The organism is Sphingomonas astragali (assembly GCF_051400615.1).
Classification (GTDB): domain Bacteria; phylum Pseudomonadota; class Alphaproteobacteria; order Sphingomonadales; family Sphingomonadaceae; genus Sphingomonas.
The window spans coordinates 1088490-1112353 of sequence record NZ_JBLFFH010000001.1 but is presented as its reverse complement, the minus strand read 5'-3'; the positions used below and the strand labels follow the sequence as shown (position 1 = coordinate 1112353).

Annotated in this window: 19 protein-coding genes; 4 read left to right on the top strand and 15 right to left on the bottom strand. The window is 69.6% G+C overall.

The window, feature by feature from the left end; genetic code table 11:
- Positions 1 to 21: 21 nt before the first annotated feature.
- Together ACMGER_RS05540 and ACMGER_RS05535 are read right to left on the bottom strand one after the other, a co-directional pair.
- Positions 22 to 192, bottom strand: coding sequence for a hypothetical protein (locus ACMGER_RS05540; RefSeq protein ID WP_436811097.1), 171 nt, complete (start codon positions 190 to 192; stop codon positions 22 to 24).
- Between the two features lie 209 nt (positions 193 to 401).
- Complete coding sequence (locus tag ACMGER_RS05535) at positions 402 to 527, bottom strand: hypothetical protein (RefSeq protein ID WP_436811096.1); 126 nt, start codon at positions 525 to 527, stop codon at positions 402 to 404.
- A gap of 197 nt (positions 528 to 724) precedes the next feature.
- Here ACMGER_RS05535 and ACMGER_RS05530 point away from each other — a divergent pair, with 197 nt between their 5' ends.
- On the top strand, positions 725 to 1723 hold the full coding sequence (locus tag ACMGER_RS05530; protein ID WP_436811095.1) for a ligase-associated DNA damage response exonuclease: 999 nt from the start codon (positions 725 to 727) through the stop codon (positions 1721 to 1723).
- A 111-nt stretch (positions 1724 to 1834) separates the two neighbouring features.
- Here the strand turns inward: ACMGER_RS05530 and ACMGER_RS05525 are convergent, their stop codons facing one another.
- The 3 genes from ACMGER_RS05525 to ACMGER_RS05515 all read right to left on the bottom strand — a co-directional run bounded on the left by ACMGER_RS05525 (position 1835) and on the right by ACMGER_RS05515 (position 7552).
- Positions 1835 to 5128, bottom strand: a complete 3294-nt coding sequence (locus ACMGER_RS05525; RefSeq protein WP_436811094.1) for an error-prone DNA polymerase — start codon at positions 5126 to 5128, stop codon at positions 1835 to 1837.
- The gene (locus tag ACMGER_RS05520; protein WP_436811093.1) at positions 5125 to 6606 is read right to left on the bottom strand and encodes a DUF6504 family protein; all 1482 of its coding nucleotides are present in this window, start codon (positions 6604 to 6606) and stop codon (positions 5125 to 5127) included. Before ACMGER_RS05520 ends, ACMGER_RS05525 begins: the two co-directional genes overlap by 4 nt.
- 217 nt (positions 6607 to 6823) lie before the next feature.
- Complete coding sequence (locus ACMGER_RS05515) at positions 6824 to 7552, bottom strand: ImuA family protein (RefSeq protein WP_436811092.1); 729 nt, start codon at positions 7550 to 7552, stop codon at positions 6824 to 6826.
- A 177-nt stretch (positions 7553 to 7729) separates the two neighbouring features.
- Here ACMGER_RS05515 and ACMGER_RS05510 point away from each other — a divergent pair, with 177 nt between their 5' ends.
- Positions 7730 to 9859: a M3 family metallopeptidase gene (locus ACMGER_RS05510; protein ID WP_436811091.1), complete on the top strand. Its 2130-nt coding sequence runs from the start codon at positions 7730 to 7732 to the stop codon at positions 9857 to 9859.
- A 152-nt stretch (positions 9860 to 10011) separates the two neighbouring features.
- Here the strand turns inward: ACMGER_RS05510 and ACMGER_RS05505 are convergent, their stop codons facing one another.
- The 6 genes from ACMGER_RS05505 to rimP form a co-directional block, all read right to left on the bottom strand.
- Positions 10012 to 10641: a thymidine kinase gene (locus ACMGER_RS05505; RefSeq protein ID WP_436811090.1), complete on the bottom strand. Its 630-nt coding sequence runs from the start codon at positions 10639 to 10641 to the stop codon at positions 10012 to 10014.
- A gap of 102 nt (positions 10642 to 10743) precedes the next feature.
- Complete coding sequence (gene rbfA / locus ACMGER_RS05500; RefSeq protein WP_436811089.1) at positions 10744 to 11139, bottom strand: 30S ribosome-binding factor RbfA; 396 nt, start codon at positions 11137 to 11139, stop codon at positions 10744 to 10746.
- Between the two features lie 116 nt (positions 11140 to 11255).
- The gene (infB, locus tag ACMGER_RS05495; protein ID WP_436811088.1) at positions 11256 to 13928 is read right to left on the bottom strand and encodes a translation initiation factor IF-2; all 2673 of its coding nucleotides are present in this window, start codon (positions 13926 to 13928) and stop codon (positions 11256 to 11258) included.
- A gap of 8 nt (positions 13929 to 13936) precedes the next feature.
- Positions 13937 to 14638, bottom strand: coding sequence for a DUF448 domain-containing protein (locus ACMGER_RS05490; protein WP_436811087.1), 702 nt, complete (start codon positions 14636 to 14638; stop codon positions 13937 to 13939).
- Positions 14639 to 14806: 168 nt separating this feature from the next.
- Positions 14807 to 16432, bottom strand: coding sequence for a transcription termination factor NusA (gene nusA, locus ACMGER_RS05485; protein WP_436811086.1), 1626 nt, complete (start codon positions 16430 to 16432; stop codon positions 14807 to 14809).
- Positions 16433 to 16438: 6 nt separating this feature from the next.
- Complete coding sequence (gene rimP, locus ACMGER_RS05480) at positions 16439 to 16966, bottom strand: ribosome maturation protein RimP (RefSeq protein ID WP_436811085.1); 528 nt, start codon at positions 16964 to 16966, stop codon at positions 16439 to 16441.
- A gap of 218 nt (positions 16967 to 17184) precedes the next feature.
- Between rimP and ACMGER_RS05475 the strand changes: the two genes are divergently transcribed.
- Both ACMGER_RS05475 and ACMGER_RS05470 read left to right on the top strand, forming a co-directional pair.
- Positions 17185 to 18396, top strand: coding sequence for a PQQ-dependent sugar dehydrogenase (locus ACMGER_RS05475; RefSeq protein ID WP_436811084.1), 1212 nt, complete (start codon positions 17185 to 17187; stop codon positions 18394 to 18396).
- 56 nt (positions 18397 to 18452) lie between these two features.
- Positions 18453 to 19634, top strand: coding sequence for a PQQ-dependent sugar dehydrogenase (locus ACMGER_RS05470; protein WP_436811083.1), 1182 nt, complete (start codon positions 18453 to 18455; stop codon positions 19632 to 19634).
- Positions 19635 to 19714: 80 nt separating this feature from the next.
- Here ACMGER_RS05470 and ACMGER_RS05465 read toward each other — a convergent pair whose 3' ends face one another.
- The 4 genes from ACMGER_RS05465 to ACMGER_RS05450 form a co-directional block, all read right to left on the bottom strand.
- Positions 19715 to 20248, bottom strand: coding sequence for a CarD family transcriptional regulator (locus ACMGER_RS05465; protein WP_436811082.1), 534 nt, complete (start codon positions 20246 to 20248; stop codon positions 19715 to 19717).
- 329 nt (positions 20249 to 20577) lie between these two features.
- Positions 20578 to 20919, bottom strand: coding sequence for a ferredoxin FdxA (fdxA, locus tag ACMGER_RS05460; RefSeq protein ID WP_233784871.1), 342 nt, complete (start codon positions 20917 to 20919; stop codon positions 20578 to 20580).
- Between the two features lie 125 nt (positions 20920 to 21044).
- Positions 21045 to 21320: an RNA-binding S4 domain-containing protein gene (locus ACMGER_RS05455; RefSeq protein WP_436811081.1), complete on the bottom strand. Its 276-nt coding sequence runs from the start codon at positions 21318 to 21320 to the stop codon at positions 21045 to 21047.
- Positions 21313 to 23781 carry a helicase-related protein gene (locus tag ACMGER_RS05450; protein ID WP_436811080.1) on the bottom strand — a complete coding sequence of 823 codons (2469 nt, stop codon included), beginning with the start codon at positions 23779 to 23781 and terminating at the stop codon, positions 21313 to 21315. The genes ACMGER_RS05455 and ACMGER_RS05450 overlap by 8 nt, the downstream gene beginning before the upstream one ends.
- Between the last annotated feature and the right edge of the window lie 83 nt (positions 23782 to 23864).

Genomic DNA, 23864 nt, shown 5'->3' with positions numbered 1-23864 from the left:
AGCATGACGCGGAGAACGCGGCTAGGGCCTGTCGGCGCGGCCTTGCTCCTCGTACAGCTGGCGCGTGGCGCGCTCGCTATCGGCGTGTTCGGTGCGCGAACGCCGGTTGTGCAGCATCGCCCAGGCGATCACGATCAGCAGCAGCAGCGGACCGACGATCACCATCAGGCCTGTCATCGTACCTTCGGCCATGACGTTCCTCCATTCTCATGGAGTCAACGAGTGCGACAGGTCATTCGATCCCCTGACCTACGGCGCCGGCGGCGTGCCGGCCGCGCGATCCTCCAGCGACAGCCATGCGGTGTCGCCCTTGGTACCGATCCGCACACCTTCGGCGTATTTGCCGAGCGGATTGGCGTAGTTGACCGTCGGTCCGGCGAAGCCGTTCTGCTCGTTGACGATCAGCGCCGCCGCATCGCCGCCCGACCGATCTTGCGCTCGCGCCCAGCCATGGGCGGCGGCGCGCCGATCAGGATGCGCGGCTTGCCGGCCGCGTCGACGATGCGCAACGCGTGCGTGTCGATCACATCCGGCGTCACGCCTTTGATCGGTGCAAGCCCGCCACTCCAAGGCCGATCGCGATCGCGCTGATCGCCATGAACGCCGCCCGGTGACGGCCAAGGCGGCGTTCGAGCCGGGCGATCCGCAGTTCGGTGTCGGTGATTCTTCCATTGATCCTCTCCTCCGGCTGGAACGGATAGGCGGCCGCGGCGATATTGGCGATATGACGAGGCTCGGCGACTGGATCGAACCCCACCCGACCGGGTTGTACCTCCCCGGCGCCGACGCGTGGATCGACCCGTCGGTGCCGGTCGCGCGAGCGCTGGTGACGCACGGCCATGCCGATCACGCGCGCGGCGGTCATGGCGAGGTATGGGCGACGGCGGAGACGCTGGAGATCATGGCACTGCGCTACGGCCCTCAGAACGGCCGGACAGTCGCCTATGGCGAGACGCTGACGCTGGGCGCGATCGACGTCGGCTTCGTCCCTGCCGGCCATGTGCTCGGATCGGCGCAGATCGTGCTTGACCACCGCGGCGAGCGGATCGTCGTGTCGGGCGACTACAAGCGCCGCGAGGACCCGACCTGCGAACGCTTCGAGCCGGTCCGGTGCGACGTGTTCGTGACCGAGGCGACCTTCGGCCTGCCCGTCTTCCGCCATCCCGAGACGCACGACGAGCTCGACAAGCTGTTGGCGGCGCTGCGCGCCGATCCCGAGCGCTGCGTGCTGGTCGGCGCCTACGTGCTCGGCAAGGCGCAGCGGGTGATCCGCGAGCTGCGCATGATGGGGTTCGGCGACCCGATCTACCTCCATGGCGCGCTGCAGCGCCTGTGCGACCTCTATGTCGCGAACGGCATCGATTTCGGCGAGCTCCGGCCGGCGACCGGTGCGGCGAAGGCCGAGTTGATGGGGCGAATCGTGATCGCGCCGCCCGGGGCGCTCAACGACCGCTGGTCGCGGCGGCTGCCCGATCCGATCACGGCGATGGCTTCCGGGTGGATGACCGTCCGTCAGCGCGCGCGCCAACGCAACGTCGAGCTGCCGCTGATCCTCTCCGACCACGCCGACTGGGAGGAGCTGACCGCTACGATCCGCGAGGTGCGGCCCCGCGAGATATGGGTGACGCATGGGCGCGAGGAGGCGCTGGTCCACTGGTGCGCGACCAACCGGATCAAGGCCCGCGCGCTCGAGCTCGTCGGCTATGAGGATGAGGACGATTAGATTGATAGTTCGAATAGATCATTTGATTTATTTACTACCCGTTGAAATCTTCTGCTTTTCGTCATCCCGGCGAAGGCCGGAATGACGGGGGGCGGGACATCAGTCGACATTTCAATGGAAATCGTGGCTGCGGATCGGGATCGAATCCTCGTCCCGCCGGTCGCGCCAGCGGAGGTGGCGGGGCGGCGGCGATCGTCCGGGCGGGCGGCCGTGGGCGCCAGAGTCACCGGCGGCGGGACTCGGGAAGTCGATCGAGCCGACCTCGCGCAACATCGCCGAATAGTCGACGATCCGGTCGACGATGACGTGGATCACCTCGCCCTCGCGCTGCACTTCGCCCTGCACGCCGATCATCGTCGCGGTCATGATCGTGCGGCGCTGCGCCTCGAACCGGTCGCGCCAGACGATCGCGTTGGCGATGCCGGTCTCGTCCTCCAGCGTGAGGAACAGCACGCCGGTGGCGGTCGCGGGGCGCTGACGCACCAGGATCACGCCGGCGACCTCGATCTTCCGTCCCGGCTTCGCTTGCCTGAGCCCGGCGGCGGGCATCACGCCCAGCAGGTCCAGCCGGTCGCGCAGGAAGGCGACCGGGTGCGCGCGCAGCGAGAGCTGGGTCGCGCGATAATCCTCCACCACCTCGCGCCCCGCGGTCAGCGATGCCAGCGCGACAGCCGGCTCGCGCCGATCGGCGAGCCCCAGCGGCACCGGCTTCTCGCCGAGCGCTCGCACCGCCCACAGCGCCTGCCGCCGATCGTGCCCGAAGCAGCGGAACGCATCCGCCCGCGCCAGCCGTTCGAGGATCGCCGGCCTGACCCCGGAGCGCCGCCACACGTCCTCGACCGAGGTGAAGGAGCCGGCGGCACGCGCCTTCAGGATCTTTCCCTCGACATCCTCCTTGCCGATTCCGCTCACGATTCTGAGGCCGAGCCGAAGCGGCGTCAGCGATGCCCATTCTGCATCCGTGCCGTAGAAGCCCCGATGTTTCTCGCGCGCTGCGGCCCGCGCAGTTGGCGCCAGGCACGTATCCCACTCGCTGGCATTGATGCATGGCGGCAGGAACTCGACGCCATGTTCGCGCGCATCGCGGACGATCTGCGCGGGGGCGTAGAATCCCATCGGCTGCGCGTTGAGCAGCGCCGCGCAGAACACGTCGGGATGATGCGCCTTCATCCACGAGGAAGCATAGGCGATCTTGGCGAAGCTCGCGGCATGGCTCTCGGGGAAACCGTAGTTGGCGAACCCTTCGATCTGCTTGACCATCCGCTCCGCGAAATCGCGGCTGATGCCGTTGGCGAGCATCCCGTCGATCAGCTTGGGCCGGAACTCGCCGACGGTGCCGTTGGCCTTGAACGTCGCCATCGCCTTGCGCAGCCGGTCCGCTTCGGCGGGCGTGAAGTTCGCGCCGACGATCGCGACCCTCATCGCCTGTTCCTGGAACAGCGGTACGCCCTTGGTCTTCTCCAGCACCTCGCGCAGCGGCTCATAAGGATATTCGACCTGCTCCTTGCCTTCGCGGCGGCGCAGGTAAGGGTGAACCATGTCGCCCTGGATCGGCCCCGGCCGCACGATCGCCACCTCGATCACCAGATCGTAGAATTCGCGCGGCCGCATCCGCGGCAGCATCGACATCTGTGCACGGCTCTCGATCTGGAACACGCCGAGCGTGTCGGCCTTGCAGATCATGTCGAAGGTCGCCGCGTCATCGCCCTGAAGCACCGGGTCGGCCAGCGTCATCGGCTGCCCCTTGTGCTCGGCCATCAGGCCGAACGCGCGGCGCATACAGCCGAGCATCCCGAGCCCCAGCACATCGACCTTCATGAAGCCCAGCTCCTCGATGTCGAGCTTCTCCCATTCGATCACCCAGCGGTCGGGCATGGCGGCAGGCTCGACCGGCACCAGGCTGTCGAGCCGGTCGCGCGTCAGCACGAAGCCGCCCGGATGCTGCGACAGATGACGCGGCGTGCCGATCAGCGCGTTGGCGAGCTCGATCGCCAGCGCGACGCGGGGATCGCCGGTGTCGACGCCGAGCGCGCGGCTGTGCTTCTCCTCGATGCCGTCGCCGGAGATGCCCCATACCTGCCCTGCCAGCGCGCCGGTCAGGTCCTCCGACAGCCCCAGCGCCTTGCCCACCTCGCGGATCGCGCCGCGGGAACGGTACCGGCTCACCACCGCGGTCAGCGCGGCGTGCTGGTGACCATAGGTCTCGTAGATCCATTGGATCACCTCCTCGCGCCGCTCGTGCTCGAAATCGACGTCGATGTCGGGCGGCTCGTGGCGCTCGGTCGAGATGAAGCGCTCGAACAGCAGGCTGTGCTCGATCGGATCGATCGAGGTGATGCCGAGCACGTAGCAGATCATCGAATTGGCGGCCGATCCCCGACCCTGGCAGAGGATGCCCTCGCCGCGCGCGAAGCTGACGATCGAGTTCACCGTCAGGAAATAGGGAGCATAGCCCATCTCCTCGACCAGGGCGAGTTCGTGTGCGAGCTGATCGCGATAGCGCTGCGGCGGATCGCCGCCGTACAGCCGGTCGAGCGCGTCCCCGGCCAGCCGCTCCAGCGCCTGCTGCGGCGTGCGCCCGGTCATGACGATCTCGTCGGGATATTGATAGTCGAGGTCGCGCGGATTGAAGGTGCAGCGCTCGACGATCGCCTCGACCGCCGCCAGCGCCTCCGGATGTGCGGCGAAGCGGCGGGCCATTTCCTCGGGCGGCTTGAGGTGCCGGTCGGCGCTGCGCTCGCGGCGGAAGCCCAGCTCGTCGATCGTGCATTTCTCGCGGATCGCGGTGACCACGTCCTGCAGCATCCGCCGGTCGGGCGTGTGATAGAGCACGTCGCCGGTCGCGAGCGGGGTCAGGCCATGGCGCCGGGCGGCTTCGGCGAGAGCGTTCAGGCGCAGCGCCTCGCCCGGCCGGCGGTGCAGGGTCAGCGCGACATGACCGCGCTCCCCGAACGCATCCGCCATCCAGCGCAGCGACAGCAGGTCGCCGTCGTCGGCCATCCCCGGCACCAGCGCGCCGACCAGGCCTTCGCTCGCCCCGGCGACGTCCTCCCAGTGGAGGAAGCACCTGCCCTTCTCGCCGCGCCTGGGATCGGCGCGCAGCTTGCCCTTGGAAAGCAGCCGGGTCAGCCGCGACCAGGCCGCCCGGTCCTCCGGCCAGACCAGCAGCGAGGCGCCGTCGACCAGGTCGAGGCGGCAGCCGGCGACCATGCGGATCGGATAGCCCTGCCGGGTGATCTGCTCCGCCGCGACCAGGCCGCGCACGATCCCCCCCACCGAGTTGCGGTCGCAGATGCCGAGCGCCGGCATCCTCATCAGCGCGGCCGCCGAGAACAGCTCCTCCGCCGACGACACGCCGCGCAGGAACGAGAAGTGGGTGGTGACCTGAAGCTCCGAATAGGTCATCCGAACACGCCGTGCATGTACCATTTGAGGTCGCCGGTTTCGGCGCGCTCGCCGTCGCCGCGGCGGTAGAGCCAGAAGCGCGCGCCGGTCTCGTCCTCGACCCGGAAATAGTCGCGCACCGAATGCCGCTCGGACGATCGGCGCCACCATTCGCCCTGGATGCGTTCGGGACCGTCGGCGCGGACGACGCGGTGGGTGATGCCGCGCCAGGTGAAGCGCCGGGGCGGATGGTCGGGCAGCTCGAACATGACGTTGTCGACCTCCTCGGGCCGCGCCAGCAGCCGCGCCGGCCGCGGCCACAGCGGCGTCCAGGGGTCGAGCGGTCCCAGCCGCCGCAATCGCGCGACGTCGTCGACCGGCAGCCGTGCCCCCGCCCGACTTGGCGGATCGAGCGGCGGGGCCGGAGCGACGCTGCGCTCGGGCACATCGCTCTCGACCGGCACGGCGCGCCAGGTGCGGGCACCGCGCGTCGCCAGCGCGTCGATCAGCGGCGCGAGGTCGGGCGCGGCCTCCTCGTCTAGCCGTTCGGTGACGGGCTCGGGCCCGAGCGGGTCGGCGGCGCGGACGACGAGACTCATCGCGTCGATGCCGTAGCCGGGCTCGACGCGTTCGATCCGGCGGGTCAGCAGCTTGAGGATGTGTACGCCGTCGCGGCTCGGGCGGGCGAGGCCGATGCGGATGCGCTGCGGCACATGGTCGACCCGCGCGGCGACGAGCTCGATGCGGCGCGCGCCCAGCCCCTCCGCGGCCAGCGCCCGGGCAAGGCGCGGGACCAGCACGTCCAGCCAATGCGCGATCGCCTCGGCCGTGGCGATCGGCTCGGCGAAGCGCTGGACGACCGCGATCGTCTCGCGCAAGACGATCGGGTCGACCGGCTCGACGATCATGCCCAGCGCCTGGTCGAGCCGTGCGACCAGCGCCTCCCCCAGCCGCCGCGCGAGCGGCGCGCGCGGCATCGCCGCGAGCTGGCCGATCATGTCGATGCCGAAGGTGCGCAGCAGGTCGATCGCCGCCTCGTCGAGCCGCAGCGCGCGGGGCGGCAGCGACGCCAGCATCGCCGCCTGCCCGCCCGGCGGACACAGGCAGAGCCGCGGCCCGTAGCGGGCGAGCGCATGTGCCGCACCCGGCGTGTCGGCGATCGCGACGCGCGCGGTGAAGCCGAAGTGCGCGAGCAGCCGGATCAGCCGCCGCGCCATCCCCTGCTCGCCGCCATGGAGATGGGCGACTCCGGTCGTGTCGATCAGCAGCCCGTCGTCGCCGTCGAGCGACACGGTCGGCGACCAGCGCCGCGCGAGCAGGATGGCGAGGCGGATGAGATCGGCGCGGTCGCCCTCGGGATCGGCATCGCGCACCGCCAGCCCAGGATACAACGCCCGCGCAGTGGTGAGCGCCATGCCAGGCATGATGCCTGCAGCCCGGGCCTCGGGCGAGGCGGCGGCGATCAGGATGCGGCTGCCGACGCGATGCGAGGTGACCAAAAGCTCCTCCCCGGCACCGGGAGAGGGGCCATTCGCTGCAGACGAATGGTGAAGGGGGGCCTCCTCAAAGGATGTCGTTCGTGGCCGAGCCCCCTCCACCATGAGCTTCGCTCGCGGCCCCCCTCCCCGTACCGGGGAGGAGCTGTCCTCTAGCGCCCATCTCGCGCCCGGCCGCCAGCTTCCCTCGCGCTTGGGGGGAGCCGCCGCCCACCCGCCCTCAGGCGGCGGCGCGGCGGCGTGTGTCGGCGCGGCCCGCCGCAGCCGTTCGATCGGCCAGTGCGGCAGGCAGAGCGCAGCGACCCGTTTCATCGCAAGCCTCCACGGTCCAGTTCCCCGGCTCGCCCCCGCGCTGGCGCGTGAGCTCGATCCGCCAGCGTGCCCGTCCCACGCCCTCCACCGGCAGCGGCGCCGACGGCGCGCTCGCCACCCGCCAGCGCGTCACCGCCGCCGAGGGAGGTCCGAGCGGATCGGCGCCGGCGCGGCCGTGGCGCCTCAGCAGCAGCGCGATCGTCCGCCCGCCCTCGGCGGCGAACTGGAGCCGCCGCGTCGCCGCCATCTCGGCCCGCTTGACCTCGCCGATCACCGCGCCGAGCCCGCGGTGCCGGAGGCCCTCCTCCATGATCGCGAGCAGATCGGCATCGTCCTCGGCCTCGGCATAGATCAGCCGGTGCGGCGCGAGGCCCGCCTGCGCCAGCCCCGGCGCGAACAGGTCGCGCCGCCGCACCACCCACAATACCGGGCCCCAAGCGCGCGCGGCGATGCCGGCGAGGAACAGGGTCGCCACGGCATCGTCCCCCAGCCCCGGCGAGGCGGCGGCGATCTCATGCAGCGCATCGAGCCTCAAGCCCCCGTCGGCCAGCGCCGCGTCGACCGCCGCCAGGCCGAATGGCAGCGCGGGCCGCCGGCGGAAGCCGCCGCTCTCGAGCCCGCGAAGCTCTTCGCGCAATCGGGCAAGGACCTGGGTTCGGGACAAACTCGCGACTCGGCAATGACAGATGTTCGTATTTTGTTCCATGCGGCCGACGAGTCAAGCGACGACGAGATGCCTCGACCAAGTCACGAGCGGCTCTGGACCCTTTGCCATCCTCCGGGCACAATCGGGCGCATCAGGGGGATTTCCGACATGACCTTTCGCTTGACGCTCGCGCTGCTCGCCACGACCTCCACGATCATGGCCGCCACCGCTTCCGCCCAGACGCCCGCCGCGGCACAGATCGACGCCTCGCCGCTCACCGCGCCCTGGCCGGGCCCGCACGGCGGCGTGGTGCCGTGGGACAGGATCAGGCCGGCAATGTTCCCGGCGGCGTTCGAGACCGCGATGGCCGCGTGCCGGCGCGAGATCCATGCGATCCGCGACAAGCGCTCCGCTCCCACCTTCCAATCCATCATCGAGCCGCTGGAGCTGAGCTGCGACACGCTCGACCGGGTGATGGCCGCCTGGGGCGTCTACACCAGCAACCTCGCCACCAAGGAGGTGCAGGCGCTGGACCGCGAATGGAGCCCGAAGCTCGCCGCCTTCTACGACGAGATCACGCTCGATCCTTTGCTCTTCCAGCGCATCAAGGTGGTCTACGACACGCGCGCGAGCCAGAAGCTCGATCCGCAGCAGCTCCGGCTCGTCGAGCGCATCTATCGCCGCTACGTCCGCTCCGGCGCCGCGCTGGACGACGCGCAGCGCGCCGAGGTGACGCGGCTCAACCAGCAGCTCGCCGGCGCCTTCGCCGAGTTCAGCCGCAAGCTGCTCGCCGACGAGGAGACCTGGATCGTCCTCGACGACGCGAAACAGCTCGACGGCCTGCCGGACAGCGTCAAGGCCGCGATGGGCGCCGCCGCCGAAGAGCGCGGGCTTCCCGGCAAATGGGTGGTGGTCAACACCCGCTCCTCGGTCCAGCCCTATCTCATGTACGCGAGCGACCGGGCGATGCGCGAGAAGGTGTGGCGGGCATTCGTCAATCGCGGCGACAACGGCGACGCCAACGACACCAAGTCCACCATCGCCACCATCCTCAAGCTGCGCCAGGAGCGCGCGAAGCTGCTCGGCTTCAAGAACCACGCTTGGTACCGGATGGACGACACCATGGCCGAGACCCCGGCCAATGCGATGGCGCTGATGATGCGCGTCTGGCCGGCGGCGGTCGCGCGCGTCCGCCAGGAGGTCGCCGACATGCAGGCGGTCGCCGGCAAGGAGGGCGCCGGCATCACCATCGCGCCGTGGGACTATCGCTACTATGCCGAGAAGGTGCGCAAGGCGAAGTACGACCTCGACGAGGCGGAGATCAAGCCGTACCTCGAGCTCGGCAATATCCTCGAGGGCGCCTTCTACGCCGCCGGCCGGCTCTATGGCCTCGGCTTCAAGGAGAATACCGGCCAGATTCCGGTGTTCGCGCCCGACATGCGCACCTTCGAGGTCACCGACCGCACGACCGGCCGCTTCATCGGCTATTTCTACTTCGACGCCTATGCCCGCTCGGGCAAGCGTTCCGGCGCCTGGGCGACGACCTATCGGCGGCAGCAGCGCCTGGGCGGCGAGCGCACCGTGCTCGCCTCTAACAACAACAATTTCGTCAAGGCGGCCTCCGGCGAGCGCACGCTGATCAGCCTCGACGACGCCAACACCGCCTTCCACGAGTTCGGCCACGCGATCCACTCGCTGCTGCAGAACGTGACCTATCCCGGCCTCGCCGGCACGCCGCGCGACTTCGTCGAATACCCGAGCCAGGTGAACGAGAACTGGCTGCTCACCCGCGACGTGCTCGACCGCTATGCCAGGAACGCGGAAGGGCAAGCGATGCCGCAGGCGCTGGTCGACAAGATCGAGCAGTCGCAGACCTTCAACCAGGGCTTCGATACCGTCGAGTATCTCGCCTCGGCGATCGTCGACATGAAGCTCCACGACCGCGACGCGGCCGTCACCGACGTCGCCGCCTTCGAGCGTGACACGCTCGCCGAGATCGGGATGCCGAAGGAGATCGTGATGCGGCACCGCCTGCCGCAGTTCGGCCACCTCTTCTCGTCGGACGCCTATTCGGCGGGCTATTATTCCTACCTCTGGTCGGAGACGATGGACGCCGACACCTGGGCCGCGTTCGAGGACGCCGGCAACGTCTGGGACAAGGCGACCGCCGACCGCTTCCGCACGACGCTGCTGTCGACCGGCAACGAGACCGACCGCAAGGCGGCCTACCGTGCCTTCCGCGGCCGTGATCCGGATGTGACCGCGCTGTTCAGGCGGCGCGGGTTTCCTGTGGAATGAGGACCTTCCCGTGAGATCGGCCGGCGACGGCCGTCGGGCGCCGATTTCAGCGTGGCTGAAACGCAGTCAGTGCTCCTGCGAAGGCAGGAGCTCAGGCCGCAAGCACGCCTCCGTGATCCGGGGCTCCTGCTTTCGCAGGACACGCTTCCACTTCATTCGGACAGACTCTGGCCGATATCGTCCGAACCGGCGCCGAGCGACAGTGCGCCCGCCAGCGCCTCGGCGAAGTGGCGGCGGCACAGCGCGACGTAGCGGTCGTTGCCGCCGATCTCGGTCTGCGCGCCGCGGGTGAGGGCGCGGCCATCGAGACCGACGCGCGCGTTCATCGTCGCCTTGCGTCCGCACAGGCACACCGACTTGATCTCGACGAGCGCGTCGGCAAGCCCCAGCAGGCGCGCCGATCCCTCGAACAGCGCGCCCTGGAAATCGGTCCGGAGGCCATAGGCGAGCACAGGGATGCCGAGTTCGTCGGCGACGGCGGCGAGCTGATCGACCTGCGCGGCGGTGAGGAACTGGGCCTCGTCGACCAGCACGCAGTGGAGCGGTGCACGGGCGTGCTCCTCCTCGATACAGGACCTCAGGTCGGTCGCGGCATCGAAGGCGGTAGCGGGCATCGACAGCCCGATCCGTGAAGCGATGGTACCGGCGGCGAAGCGATCGTCGATCGCGGCGGTGAACAGCATCGTCCGCATCCCACGCTCGCGATAGTTGAAGTCGGCTTGCAGCAGCGTGGTCGACTTCCCGGCGTTCATGCTGGCGTAGTAGAAGTAGAGCTTGGCCATGTCAGGAACGAACCGCGCCGGCCTCAGCGGCGAACAGGCTTGGCAGGAGCAGGATAAGGCGACAGGACAATGTAGCGATCATTCGGTGCGGCGCATTGTAAGTCAATCGCCCTTCTCCTCCAGATCCCGCGCCACGCCGGGATCGCGCAGCAGCGCGTCGATGCGGGTGCCCTCGTCAAAGCTCTCGTCGGGAAGGAACTTGAGGCGCGCGGCATATTTGAGGTTCACGCGACGCGCGACCTCGCTCTGGAGCCAGGCGGTGTTCTGGCGCAGCGCCTTCAGCACCGTCTCCTCGTCCCTGCCCAGCAGCGGCTTGGCGAAGACGGTGGCGTGCCTGAGGTCCGGCGACATGCGGACCTCGGTAATCGAGACCAGATGGCTCGCCAACACCTCGTCGCGCACGTCGCCGCGCTGGAGGATGTCCGACAGCGCATGGCGCACCTGTTCGCCGACGCGGAGCAGGCGGACCGAGCGGGTCTCGGGGGTTTCGTTTCGCATATCTCCCTCTCCCCTTCAGGGGAGAGGGCTGGGGAGAGGGGAATCCCAGCAGGACGCCCCGTCAAGTCATGCCCCTCTCCCCGATCCCCTCCCCGCAAGCGGGGAGGGGAAGGTGGTTACAACGTGCGCTCGCGCATCTCGACTTCGAAGGTCTCGAGGAAGTCGCCCGGCTTGATGTCGACGAAATTGTTCGAGAAGGTCACGCCGCATTCGAGGCCGGCGCGGACTTCGGCGACGTCGTCCTTGAAGCGGCGCAGCGACGCGATCTCGCCCTGGTAGATGATGACGTCGTCGCGGGTGATGCGCGCCTTGAGCGCCTTGCGGATGACGCCCTCGGTGACGAGCAGGCCCGCCGCCTTGCCGTGCTTGCCCGCGGAGAACACCTCACGGATCTCGGCACGGCCGACCACGGTCTCGAACGCCTCGGGCCCGAGCTCGCCCGCCATGCCGGCGCGGATCTCGTCGATCAGGTCGTAGATGACGTCATAATATTTCAGCGCCACCTTGTTGCGCTCGGCGATCTCGCGCGCCTTGGCGTTGGGACGGACGTTGAAGCCGATGATCGGGGCGCCCGAGGCACCCGCCAGCGTGACGTCGCTTTCGGTGATGCCGCCGACGCCCGAGTGCAGCACGCGCGCCTTGATCTCGTCGGTCGAGATCTTGTTGATCGAGGCGACGATCGCCTCGACCGTGCCCTGGGTGTCGGCCTTGACCACCAGCGGATACTCGATCGCCTGCTTGTCCTTGAGCGCCGAGAACATGCTCTCGAGACTCGCCGGCGCCTGGGTGGTGCGCTTCTGGAGCAGCACGCCCTGGCGGTACTCGGCGACCTCGCGGGCACGCGCCTCGTTCTCGACGACCTGGAGCAGGTCGCCCGCGGAGGGCACGCCGGACAGGCCGAGCACCTCGACCGGCACCGACGGACCCGCCGACTTGACCTGCCGGCCCTTGTCGTCGACCAGCGCCCGGACCTTGCCGCTCTCGGCGCCGACGACGAACACGTCGCCGACGTTGAGCGTGCCGCGGTTGACGAGGACCGTCGCGACCGGGCCGCGGCCCTTGTCGAGCTTGGCCTCGATCACGGTGCCTTCGGCATCGCGGTCGGGGTTGGCCCTGAGCTCCATCAGCTCGGCCTGGAGCTGGATCTTCTCGATCAGCTGGTCGAGGCCGGTCTTCTTGAGCGCGGAGACCTCGACGTCCTGGGTCTCGCCGCCCATCTCCTCGACCTGCACATCATGTTCGAGCAGGCGTTCACGGATGCGCTGCGGATTGGCTTCGGGCTTGTCGACCTTGTTGATCGCGACGATCATCGGCACGCCGGCCGCCTTGGTGTGGTTGATCGCCTCGATCGTCTGCGGCATCAGCCCGTCGTCGGCCGCCACCACCAGCACGACGATGTCGGTGACATTGGCGCCGCGCGCGCGCATCTCGGTGAACGCCTCGTGGCCGGGCGTGTCGAGGAAGGTGATCTGCGACTTGTCCTTCAGCGTCACCTGATAGGCGCCGATGTGCTGGGTGATGCCGCCGGCCTCGCCCTTGACCACGTCGGTGCCGCGCAGGGCGTCGAGCAGCGACGTCTTGCCGTGGTCGACATGGCCCATGATCGTCACCACCGGCGGGCGCGGCTGCAGGCTGTCGGCCGCATCCTCGCCGGTGTCGGTGGTGAGGTCGACGTCCGACTCGCTGACGCGGACGATATTGTGTCCGAACTCGCTGACCAGCAGCTCGGCGGTGTCCTGGTCGATCGTCTGGTTGACGGTGACCATCATGCCCATCTTGAACAGCGCCTTCACCAGGTCGGCGCCCTTCTCGGCCATGCGGTTGGCGAGCTCCTGGACGGTGATCGCCTCGGGCACCACCACGTCGCGGACCTGCTTGGGCTGCGCCTCGCGCGTGCCGGTGTGCGAACGCCGCTCCTTCTCGCGGGCGCGCTTGAGCGCTGCGAGCGAACGGGCGCGGGCGCCGTCGTCGCCGCCGAGCGCGCGGTTGACGGTGAGCTTGCCCGACTGGCGGCGGTCGTCGCCCTTGCGGTCGCGCTGCTGCGGCCGCTGCTGCTGCGGCGCCTCGCGCCGCGGCGCGGGACCGCCGCTCGGGGCGGGACGCGATGCCGCCGCGGCGCCGTTCGACGGGCCGCCATTCGACGGCGCGCTGGCCGCCTGCGCGGGCGCAGGCGCAGGCGCGGGACGTTCGACGGGCTTGGGGATCTCGGGGCGCTGCACCGGAGTGAACATGCGCGGCGCCGGACGGGTGGCATCGCGGGTCAGTTCGAGCGCCGGCGAGGGCGGCGGGGGGGCGGCCTGCTCCTCGGCGGCGCGGGCGACCTCCGGTTCCGGCTGGGACTCGGCGACGGGATCGGGCTGAACCGCAGCCTCCGTCTGGGCATTGGCACGCTCCTCGGCGCGGCGGCGTTCCTCCTCGGCGGCCTCGGCGCGTGCGCGCTCCTCACGGCGACGCGCGTCCTCGAGCGCGACCATGCGCTGCTCCTCGGCCTCGCGCAGCAGGCGCTCCTGGCGCTCGCGCGGCGTCTCGCCGGCAGGCGCGGCGGCCCGCTGCGGAGGCGGGGGAGGCGGCGGCGAGGGGGGCGGCGCAGCCTGCTCGACCACGGGCGTCTCGGCCGGGGCCCCGCCGGCGCCAGGGCCGAGCACGCGGCGGCGCTTGACCTCGACCACCACCGTGTTCGAGCGGCCGTGGCTGAAGCTCTGCTTGACCTTGCCGGTCTCGACCGTGCGCTTCAGCCCCAGCGGCTGGCGCATTCCGAGTTTCGGCTTGTCGTTGTCGGTCTCGCTCATGCGGTTACTCAAATTCCTTCGGGTGAGGCGCGTGACGCCTCGGACAGATTGACGGATGCCGATGCGCCGACCGGCGGGTCTGCGCAAGCATCGGGTACAGGTTCAGGTCCGATAAAGTGGAGCCAGCGGAGCAAGGATTGCTCCACCCGCTTCGCCGCCTGAGCGTCCGCCAGGCCGACATGTACCACATTTTCGCGGCCGAGCGCCAAGGACAATATGGGGCGCGGGACCGGCAATGCCAATCCCTTGAGGCCGGATCCTTCGGCATCCGAGCCGACGCGCCAGGCCTGGGCGAGCTTGCGCATCCCGTCCTCGCCCGCGTCGGCGGCGTGGAGCAGCAGGCGGAGCTGCCCCGACCGCGCCGCCGCCTCGATCCGATCGGTACCGGTGAGGAGATGGCCGGCCTTCGCCTCCAGTCCCAGACGGTCGAGCATCGCACGCTGTAGCTGGTCAGCGATCTGCGTGCCGAGATCGTCGGGGATGGCGAGCGCGGCGCCCTTGAACGCGCGGGCGAGCGCGCCCTTGAGTCGGCCCTTCGCCTGCGCGGACTCGAGCTCGGCCCTGGTGACGCCGATCCAGGCGCCGCGGCCGGGCGCCTTGGCGCGGATGTCGGGCAGCACGGTGCCGTCGGGTGACAGCGCCAGGCGGATCAGCCCCTCGCGCGGAGCTTCGTCCCGCGAGAGGATGCAGGTGCGGACGGGGTCGCTCATGCGCGTACTCCCGATCCAAGACCGTCATGCCGGACTTGTTCCGGCATCCACCTCTCCACGAGGGCCGGCGTTGAGGTTCCAGCTGAGACCGCGAAACCTGCGCTCAGCTGCCCCGTGGACCCCGGCACAAGTCCGGGGTGACGCCGGTTATGGGGTGAGCTTAGCCTCTCATTGCGAGGATTCCGCATGTGCGTCCTCCTCACCTGCCGGCGCAGGCTCCTCGTCGGTGAACCAATGGGCGCGGGCGGCCATGATGATCTCGTTGCCCTGCTCTTCGGTCAGGCCGTATTCGCCGAGCACGCCGCCCTTGTCCTGCTCGCGGGCAGGCGGGGCGTTCTCGCTGCGGCGGCGCGGCTCGGCGCGCTTCTTGGCGATGAGCTCGTCGGTGGCGAGGTCGGCGAGATCGTCGAGCGTCCTGATGCCCGCCTTGCCGAGCGTCACCAGCATCTGCTCGGTCAGGTACGGCATGGTCGCGAGGTCGTCCGACACGCCGAGCGCACGGCGCGCCTCGCGGTTGGCCTCCTCGCGGCGCTCGAGCGCTTCCTGCGCGCGGCTCTGCAGCTCCTGGGCGAGCTCGTCGTCGAAGCCCTCGATCGAGGCGAGCTCGTCGAGCTCGACATAGGCGACCTCCTCGAGCTCGCTGAAACCCTCGGCGACCAGCAGCTGGGCGAGCGTCTCGTCGACGTCGAGCTCGTTCTGGAAGGTCTCGGAGTTGCGCACGAACTCCTGCTGGCGCTTCTCGCTGGCGTCGGTCTCGGTGAGGATGTCGATGCCCTTGCCGGTGAGCTGGCTGGCAAGGCGCACGTTCTGGCCACGGCGGCCGATCGCCAGGCTGAGCTGGTCGTCGGGCACCACCACCTCGATGCGGTCGTCCTCCTCGTCGATGACGACGCGCGCGACGTTTGCCGGCTGCAGCGCGTTGACGACGAAGGTCGCGGTGTCGGGCGACCAGGGGATGATGTCGATCTTCTCGCCCTGCATCTCCTGGACGACCGCCTGCACGCGGCTGCCCTTCATGCCGACGCAGGCGCCGACCGGGTCGATCGAGCTGTCGTGCGAGATGACGCCGATCTTGGCGCGGCTGCCCGGGTCGCGCGCGGCCGCCTTGATCTCGATGATGCCGTCGTAGATCTCGGGCACTTCCTGCGCGAACAGCTTCTTCATGAAGTCGGGGTGCGCGCGGCTCAGGAAGATCTGCGGGCCGCGGTTCTCGCGGCGGACGTTCAAAATGATCGAGCGCACGCGGTCGCCGACGCGCACCACCTCGCGCGGGATCTGCTGGTCGCGGCGGATCACGCCCTCGGCGCGGCCGAGGTCGACGACGACATGGCCGAACTCGACGCGCTTGGCGACGCCGATGATGATCTCGCCGACGCGGTCCTTGAATTCCTCATACTGGCGCTCGCGCTCGGCGTCGCGGACCTTCTGGAAGATGATCTGCTTGGAGGCCTGCGCCTGGATGCGGCCGAACTCGATCGGCGGCAGCGGATCGACGATGAAGTCGCCGACCGCGGCGCCCGGCTGCAGCTTCTGCGCGTCCTTGACCGAGACCTGCTTGAAATAGTCGTCGACCGCCTCGACCACCTCGACCACGCGCCACAGGCGCAGGTCGCCGGTATTGGGATCGAGCTTGGCGCGGATGTCGTTCTCGGCGCCGTAGCGGTTCTTGGCGGCGCGCTGGATCGCGTCCTCCATCGCCTCGATGACGATGGCCTTGTCGATCAGCTTCTCCTTGGCGACCGAGTCGGCGATCGCGATCAGCTCGGCCCTGTTGGCGGTAATGGCGGTAGCCATCTGTGGTTATCCTTCGACTTCGATGATCTCGTCGGCACCTTCGGCCGAGAGAGGTTGGGTGGCGGCGATGAGCGCGTCGGTCATCATCAGCTTGGCGTCGGCGACGGCGGCGAACGGCACCGTCATCGCGTGGAAGTTGCGGACGTCGACGGTGATCCGGTCGCCGTCGATGCCGCGCAGGATGCCGTTGAGCTGCTTGCGGCCCTCGACCGGCTCGGCGAGCGTCACCTTGGCCTCATGCCCCGTCCAGTCCGCGAAGTCCTGGAGACGGGTGAGCGGGCGGTCGATGCCGGGCGAGCTCACCTCCAGCCGATAGGCGTCCTCGATCGGATCGGCCTCGTCGAGCCGGTCCGAGATGCGGCGGGAGAGCTCGGCGCAATCGTCGATGGTGAGCTGGCGGGTGTCGGGGCGCTCGGCCATCACCTGGAGGGTCGGATCGGACTTGCCGCCGAACATCTTCACGCGCACGAGCGAGAGCCCCAAGGCTTTCGCCTCGGGCTCGATCAGCCTGGTCAGTACGGCGATGTCCGCCATCCGTTCTCCGAAACTCACAATGCGCCTGCTCGCTGCCGTGCGTCGCCGCCCGGCCTCGCCAAGGTTTTCACGATGTCGAGAAAGCAGAGGCGATATAGCGCCGGCCCCCGTTTCAGGCAAGAGGCGCCTGCTTGCGGCTACCCGAACACCATTTCGCTGGCGCAACCCTCGCCAGAATGGCACGTTTCCCGCGCAGCCCCCCCCAGGAGAGAATGTCCATGCGCTTTGCTCCGCTCGTCCTGATCGCCATGGTTTCCAGCTGCTCGGGTTCCGGTGCCCAGCACACCGCACCCGACGGCAAGCCCTTCAAGGTCGAAAACATGGGCGAGTTCGACGAGCCGTTCGCCATGGCGTTCCTGCCCGACGGGCGGATGCTGGTGACCGAGAAGGCCGGCAGGCTCAAGCTGCGCGACGCCAACGGCCGCGTGATCGACGTGGCCGGCGTGCCTGCGGTCCGCGCCGGCGGCCAGGGCGGCCTGCTCGACGTGGCGATCGCGCCCGATTTCGCGCGGAGCCGCGCCATCTACCTCAGCTATTCGGAACCGCGCGGCGGCGGCGAGGACAGCAGTCTGGCACTGACCCGGGCGACGCTCGACGAGGTCAGCGGCACCGCCTCGCTCGGATCGCCCAGGGTCATCTGGCGCGCGGGGTCGGACGGCAAGGGCGGCCAGTTCGGCGCGGTCATCGCCTTCGCCCCCGACGGCAAGTCGCTGTTCCTGTCGTCGGGCGAGCGCCAGCGCTTCGATCCCGCGCAGGATCCGAACCAGGCATTGGGCAAGATCATCCACCTGACGCTCGACGGCCAGCCCGCGCCGGACAATCCCGGCGCCGGCAGGACCGGCGCCGCGAGCGTGCAGATCTTCGATCCGCCGAGGAACACGGGCGCGGCCGCCACCGCGCCGAGACGCACCTTCACCTTCCCCGGCCCCAACCGCATCCCGGCGGAGACCTGGACCAGCGGCCACCGCAATCCCTACGGGCTCGCCTTCGACGCCCAGGGACGCCTGTGGGAGACCGAGATGGGGCCGAAGGGCGGCGACGAGCTCAACCTGGTCGAGCGCGGCAAGAACTACGGCTGGCCCAAGGCGTCGGACGGCGACAATTACGACGGCACGCCGATCCCCGATCACGCCCCCGGCGACGGCTTCGAGCCGCCCAAGCTATTCTGGAACCCGTCGATCTCGCCGGGCGGCTTCATGATCTATTCGGGCAACATGTTCCCGAAATGGCAGGGATCGGGCTTCATCGCCGCGCTGTCGGGAACGGCGCTGATCCGCGTGACGCTGGGCGATGCGCCGGCCAAGGCCGACCAATGGGACATGGGCACGCGCATCCGCGACGTGGCGCAGGGACCCGACGGCGCGATCTGGCTGCTCGAGGACGGCGGCAGGGGCGCCGGCGGCAAGCTGACCCGCCTGACGCCGCCATAGGGCGGAGCGAGCGGGTAATCGGGGTCAGCGGGGCGCGACGAGAAAAGGACCGGGCCATGAAACGCTGGACGACGATGCTGATGCTGGCGGCGCTCGCCGGATGCGATGGCGGGGGCGACGGTTCGCCCACCCCCGCCCCGACACCGACCGCCAGTCCCACGCCTTCCCCTACGCCGTCCCCCAGCCCGACGCCGAGCCCCTCGCCCTCGCCGATCACTTCGGTGAACCGGCAGGTGGTGGCAACCTTCGACGCGCCATGGGCGATGGCGTTCCTGCCCGACGGGCGGATGCTGGTCACCGAAAAGCCTGGCCGGCTGCAGCTGGTGACGCAGGCCGGCGCCAAGACCGAGGTGACCGGCGTGCCGGCGATCTTCTACGGCGGGCAGCTCGGGTTCCAGGACGTGATCCTCGACCCGGATTACGCCGACGATCGCCGCATCTACCTGAGCTACGCCGAGGGCGCTTCCGGCGGGCAGCGGCTGGCGGTGGCGCGCGCGACGCTCGACCTCGACGCGGCGCCGCGGCTCGACGGGCTCAGCGTGATCTGGCGGGCGGTCCCGACCACCACGGGTGGGCAATTGGGGGCGCGGCTCGCCTTCACCCCGGACGGCCGCTACCTGTTCGTCGCGACCGGCGAGCGCCAGCAGGGCAGCCCCGCCCAGGACATGGGCGGCACCCTCGGTAAGATCGTGCGGCTCAATCCGGACGGCAGCGTGGCCGCCGGCAATCCCTTCGCCGGCACCGCCGGCGCGCGGCCGGAGATCTGGACGCTCGGCCACCGCAATCCGTACGGCCTCGCCTTCGACGCCTCGGGACGGCTATGGGAACACGAGATGGGACCCGCCGGCGGCGACGAGCTCAACCTGATCGAGCCGGGCAGGAACTACGGCTGGCCCAATGTATCGAACGGCAGCAACTACGACGGTACGCCGATTCCCGACCATGCGCCTGGCGACGGCTATGCCGCGCCCGCGATCTCGTGGGACCCGGTGATCGCGCCGGCGGGGCTGATCTTCTATTCGGGCAGCCTGTTCGCCGATTGGCGCGGCGATGCGATCATCGGCGGACTGGTGAGTCAGGGGCTGGTGCGGGTGCGGATCAGCGGCACCACCGGCACCGAGATGCAGCGCGTACCGCTCGGCAACCGCATCCGCGAGGTCGAGCAGGGGCCGGACGGTGCGATCTGGGTGCTGGAGGACGCGCCGACCGGGCGACTGCTCAAGCTGACACCGGGCTAGCGGGATGGCCGACCCGCCAAATAAAAAGGGGCGGCCGTTTCCGCCCGCCCCTTTTGCCTGCCTTTACCGATGTCCGCCGTTCAGGCGACCGCCTTGTCCTTGGCATGAACGGGCGCGGCCTTGCGCAGAATCTCGAGGATCTTCTCGAGCGCCTTGGGCTCGTCGACCTGCTCCATCGCCGCGAGCTCGCGGGCGAGGCGGGACGCCGCCGCCTCGAAGATCTGGCGCTCCGAATAGCTCTGCTCGGGCTGGTCGTCGGGGCGGAACAGGTCGCGGACCACCTCGGCGATCGACACGAGGTCGCCGGAATTGATCTTCGCCTCATATTCCTGCGCACGGCGCGACCACATGGTGCGCTTGACCCTGGGCTTGCCCTTCAGCGTCTCCAGAGCTTCCTTGAGCGTCTTGTCGGACGACAGCTTGCGCATGCCGACGCTCTCGGCCTTGTTGGTCGGGACGCGGAGCGTCATGCGCTCCTTCTCAAAACGCAGCACATAGAGTTCGAGGCTGGTGCCCGCGATTTCCTGCTTCTGGAGCTCGATGACACGGCCGACACCGTGCTTGGGGTAAACGACATAATCGCCGACGTCGAAGGACAGCGCCTTTGCAGCCATTGCTGAGAAGCCTTTCCGTGGTACATGCCCCGAGTAATCGAAAGCCGTACGCCTCGCGGGAGCGAAACGAACGGCCGGGGTCGGGGCGGGTGTTCTTACGTCTCCGGGCGAAGAGCGAATCCAATCGTCTCCGTCGACTCCATTTAACACGCTCGCAATAAAATTACCAGCCCGCTGTCACATTTCGCGTGCAGTTCGTGACAGATTTGCGTCGAATCGGGCCGATTCCGAGGCTTCCGAGCGGAAGCTGTGATCGATAGCAAGCGTATCAGGGCTTACAGGGACTCCAAGTACCCTGGTACCACTCCAATGTCGCTGCTTGAATGGCCTCAGTCGCCCTGACCCGGCTCGGGCGAGAAATATTTGTCGTACTTGCCGGTCTCACCCTTGTGCTCGTCGGCGTCGGCAGGGGTCTGGTCGCCCTTACGAGTGACGTTGGGCCATTGCGCGGAGAAGGTGCTGTTCAGCTCCAGCCACTGCTCGAGGCCGCTCTCGGTATCGGGCAGAATCGCCTCGGCGGGGCATTCGGGCTCGCACACCCCGCAGTCGATGCATTCGTTCGGATTGATGACGAGCATGTTCTCGCCTTCGTAGAAGCAGTCGACCGGACAGACTTCGACGCAATCCATATACTTGCAGCGGATGCAGGCATCGGTGACGACGTAAGTCATTCCATCAACTCCCTCGAACGGCGCCCTCGCTATGCAAGCGGGAATGCGTCGTCAATCGGCGGCAGCTTGCTGCGAGACGTTCTCAGCTATGTGCCAGGTCCCGCAAGGCTGGACCAGGTGCCGACTCAGCGCAGCTCCAGATCGGTGTAGCAGCCCTGTGCCTCGCTCGCCGGGCCGCGGCGGGCCGGCAGCGCCTCGATCCGGATCACGCGGACGCGGCCGTGGAGCGGAAAGGTCAGCACGTTGCCGACGCGGACCTGCGCCGCCGCCTTCTCTACAACGCGCCCGTCGATGCGAAGGTGCCGCGCCTCGGCGACCTCCTGCGCGAAGCTGCGCGTCCTGGCGAGGCGCGTGAACCAAAGATATTTGTCGAGCCGCATCGTCGGCTCCGGCTCAACCATGGCCGAGGTCCAGGTCGGCGAGCGCGGCGAAGGCGTTGGTCCGGCGGGACGGCGGCGCGGTCCGCGCGCGGCGCTGCGGACGGCCGCGCCACGCCCATTGCGGCGGCCCGTCCCCATTGGCGACGCTCCGGAAGCCGAGGCGGGCCATCAGCTTGGCGAGCGTGTCCGGCGTGACGCCGATCGAGGTGGCGAGCGCAGGGTCGGGGACAAAGGGCTTGCGGCCGGCACGCGCATCGTGCGCGGCACGGGCGAGCCGCTCGACCAGGTCGACGCGGACCTGCTGGCTGCCGACGCGGCGGAAGCCGGCGAGCGGCGTGCCGCCCTCCGCGACGCTCGCACCCGGCGGCGGCAGCGTCACCGCGACGCCGCGCGCGCCGAGCAGCGCCGCCCGCCACGCGGCTGCAGCCGGCTTGAGCAGGCGCGGGTCGAACAGATCGAGCGTGCCGACCGCGATGCCGAGCTTGCGCAGGAACTTGCGCGCCGCCGGATCCAGCGTCTCGACATCGGGCACGGCGGCGCGCTCGGCGAACCCGCCGGCGTCGGCGAGCGCGGCGGCGGTGGCGCGCAGCGCGCCGGGCGCGGTAGGATCGCGCACCAGCCTGTCGAGCCGGGCGAGCGCCGGCGTCAGCCGGCGGGTCTGCGACTCCACCCATTGCGCGAGGCGCGCCGTCACCGCCTCGCGCGCGGGCTTGTCCAGACTGTCGAGCGCGCGGTCGAGGCGGAGGCGCGGGCGGGTGAGCTCGGGACCGGCGGCGAGCCGTGCCACTTCGCCGCCGTTCCACAACAAGCTGGTCCCCGCGAGCGTCAGCGCCACATCCGGCGCTTCGGCCAGCGCCCGGCCGCGTTTCGCCAATTCACCACCCAGCCTCTTCTCGGCGGCGGCGAGCAGGATGCGCTTGTCGGTCGCTCGGGCATCGGCGGCGACGGTGAAGCGGAAGCCCTCCAGCCGGCCGATCGGATGGTCCTCGACCAGCACCTCGCCTTCCGGCCCGATCGTCACTGGCAGGGCGCTCGCGTCGGCGCCGATCGAGCGCAGCAGCGCGGTGGTGCGCTTGTCGACGAATCGCTGCGTCAGCCGATCGTGGAGCGCGTCCGACAGCTTGGCCTCCAGCGCCTGCGCGCGCTCCTGCCAGTGGAGCGGATCGGCGAGCCAGTCGGCACGGTGCGCGATATAGGCCCAGCTCCGCGCGGCGGCGATGCGCGCGGCGATCGTCTCGACATCGCCGGAGATATTGTCGAGCCGCGCGATCTCGTCGGCGAACCAGCGACGCGGGACGTGGCCGTCACCCTCGGTCAGATGCTGGAAGATGCGGCCGACGAAGCGGCTGTGCGGTTCCGGTCCGAGCTTGCGGAAATCGGGCAGACCGCACGCCGCCCACAGCCGGTCGACCTGGCCGCGCTCGCGCACCCAGGGTTCGTCGGCCAGGCGCTTCAGCACGGCGAGGTCGACCGCCTCGGGCGCGGGACGCAGCCCCGGCCGGTCCGGCTTCGCCTCCAGGCCCGCGATCAGCGCGTCGACGCTGGAGATGTCGGGCTCGCCCTTGCGCCAGTAGAGGAAATCGAGCGGCGGGAAACGGTGCTCCTCGATCGCCATGATCTCCTCGGGGGTGAAGGCGCCGGGGCCTTCCTCGTGCAGCGCGCCGAAGGTGCCGTCGCGCTGGTGGCGCCCGGCTCGGCCGGCGATCTGCGCCATTTCCGACACGGTCAGCCGGCGCTGGCGGCGCCCGTCGAACTTGCTCAGCGACGCGAAGGCGACATGCGCCACGTCCATGTTGAGCCCCATGCCGATCGCGTCGGTGGCGACGAGATAGTCGACCTCGCCCGCCTGGAACATCGCGACCTGGGCGTTGCGGGTGCGTGGGGACAGCGCGCCCATCACCACGGCGGCGCCGCCGCGCAGGCGGCGGAGCGCCTCGGCGACGGCGTAGACCTCTTCCGCGCTGAACGCGACGATCGCCGAGCGCCTGGGCAGGCGCGAGAGCTTCTTCGCGCCGGCGTAGCTCAGGGTCGAGAAGCGCGGGCGCTCGATCACCTCGGCCTCGGGGACGAGGCTGCGCAGCATCGGCTTCAGCGTCTCGGAGCCGAGGATCATCGTCTCGTCGCGACCGCGGGCACGCAGGATGCGGTCGGTGAAGACGTGGCCGCGCTCCGGATCGGCGCCGAGCTGCGCCTCGTCGAGCGCGACGAAGCCGAGCTCCCGATCAAGGGGCATACTCTCGGCCGTGCAGAGGAACCAGCGCGCGCCGGGCGGGACGATCCGCTCCTCGCCGGTGATCAGCGCGGCCTGATGCTCGCCCTTCAGCCTGACGACGCGGTCGTAGACCTCGCGCGCGAGCAGGCGCAGCGGGAAGCCGATCATGCCGGAGGAATGACCGCACATCCGCTCGACCGCGAGATGGGTCTTGCCGGTGTTGGTGGGGCCCAGCACGGCCGTGATCGGGGAACGCGCGAACGATGCCATCGCGAGACTCTACATCGGCGCGCACGGGCGGTTCCGCAACCTTTGCCTTCCGGGAAATTCCGCAATTGAGTCCGATGCTTGGC

Coding starts and splice junctions, on each gene's coding strand:
- ACMGER_RS05540 (WP_436811097.1), bottom strand. CDS start 192: ATGGCCGAAGGTACGATGACAGGCCTGATGGTGATCGTCGGTCCGCTG.
- ACMGER_RS05530 (WP_436811095.1), top strand. CDS start 725: ATGACGAGGCTCGGCGACTGGATCGAACCCCACCCGACCGGGTTGTAC.
- ACMGER_RS05525 (WP_436811094.1), bottom strand. CDS start 5,128: ATGACCTATTCGGAGCTTCAGGTCACCACCCACTTCTCGTTCCTGCGC.
- ACMGER_RS05510 (WP_436811091.1), top strand. CDS start 7,730: ATGACCTTTCGCTTGACGCTCGCGCTGCTCGCCACGACCTCCACGATC.
- ACMGER_RS05505 (WP_436811090.1), bottom strand. CDS start 10,641: ATGGCCAAGCTCTACTTCTACTACGCCAGCATGAACGCCGGGAAGTCG.
- rbfA (WP_436811089.1), bottom strand. CDS start 11,139: ATGCGAAACGAAACCCCCGAGACCCGCTCGGTCCGCCTGCTCCGCGTC.
- infB (WP_436811088.1), bottom strand. CDS start 13,928: ATGAGCGAGACCGACAACGACAAGCCGAAACTCGGAATGCGCCAGCCG.
- ACMGER_RS05490 (WP_436811087.1), bottom strand. CDS start 14,638: ATGAGCGACCCCGTCCGCACCTGCATCCTCTCGCGGGACGAAGCTCCG.
- nusA (WP_436811086.1), bottom strand. CDS start 16,432: ATGGCTACCGCCATTACCGCCAACAGGGCCGAGCTGATCGCGATCGCC.
- rimP (WP_436811085.1), bottom strand. CDS start 16,966: ATGGCGGACATCGCCGTACTGACCAGGCTGATCGAGCCCGAGGCGAAA.
- ACMGER_RS05475 (WP_436811084.1), top strand. CDS start 17,185: ATGCGCTTTGCTCCGCTCGTCCTGATCGCCATGGTTTCCAGCTGCTCG.
- ACMGER_RS05470 (WP_436811083.1), top strand. CDS start 18,453: ATGAAACGCTGGACGACGATGCTGATGCTGGCGGCGCTCGCCGGATGC.
- ACMGER_RS05465 (WP_436811082.1), bottom strand. CDS start 20,248: ATGGCTGCAAAGGCGCTGTCCTTCGACGTCGGCGATTATGTCGTTTAC.
- fdxA (WP_233784871.1), bottom strand. CDS start 20,919: ATGACTTACGTCGTCACCGATGCCTGCATCCGCTGCAAGTATATGGAT.
- ACMGER_RS05455 (WP_436811081.1), bottom strand. CDS start 21,320: ATGGTTGAGCCGGAGCCGACGATGCGGCTCGACAAATATCTTTGGTTC.
- ACMGER_RS05450 (WP_436811080.1), bottom strand. CDS start 23,781: ATGGCATCGTTCGCGCGTTCCCCGATCACGGCCGTGCTGGGCCCCACC.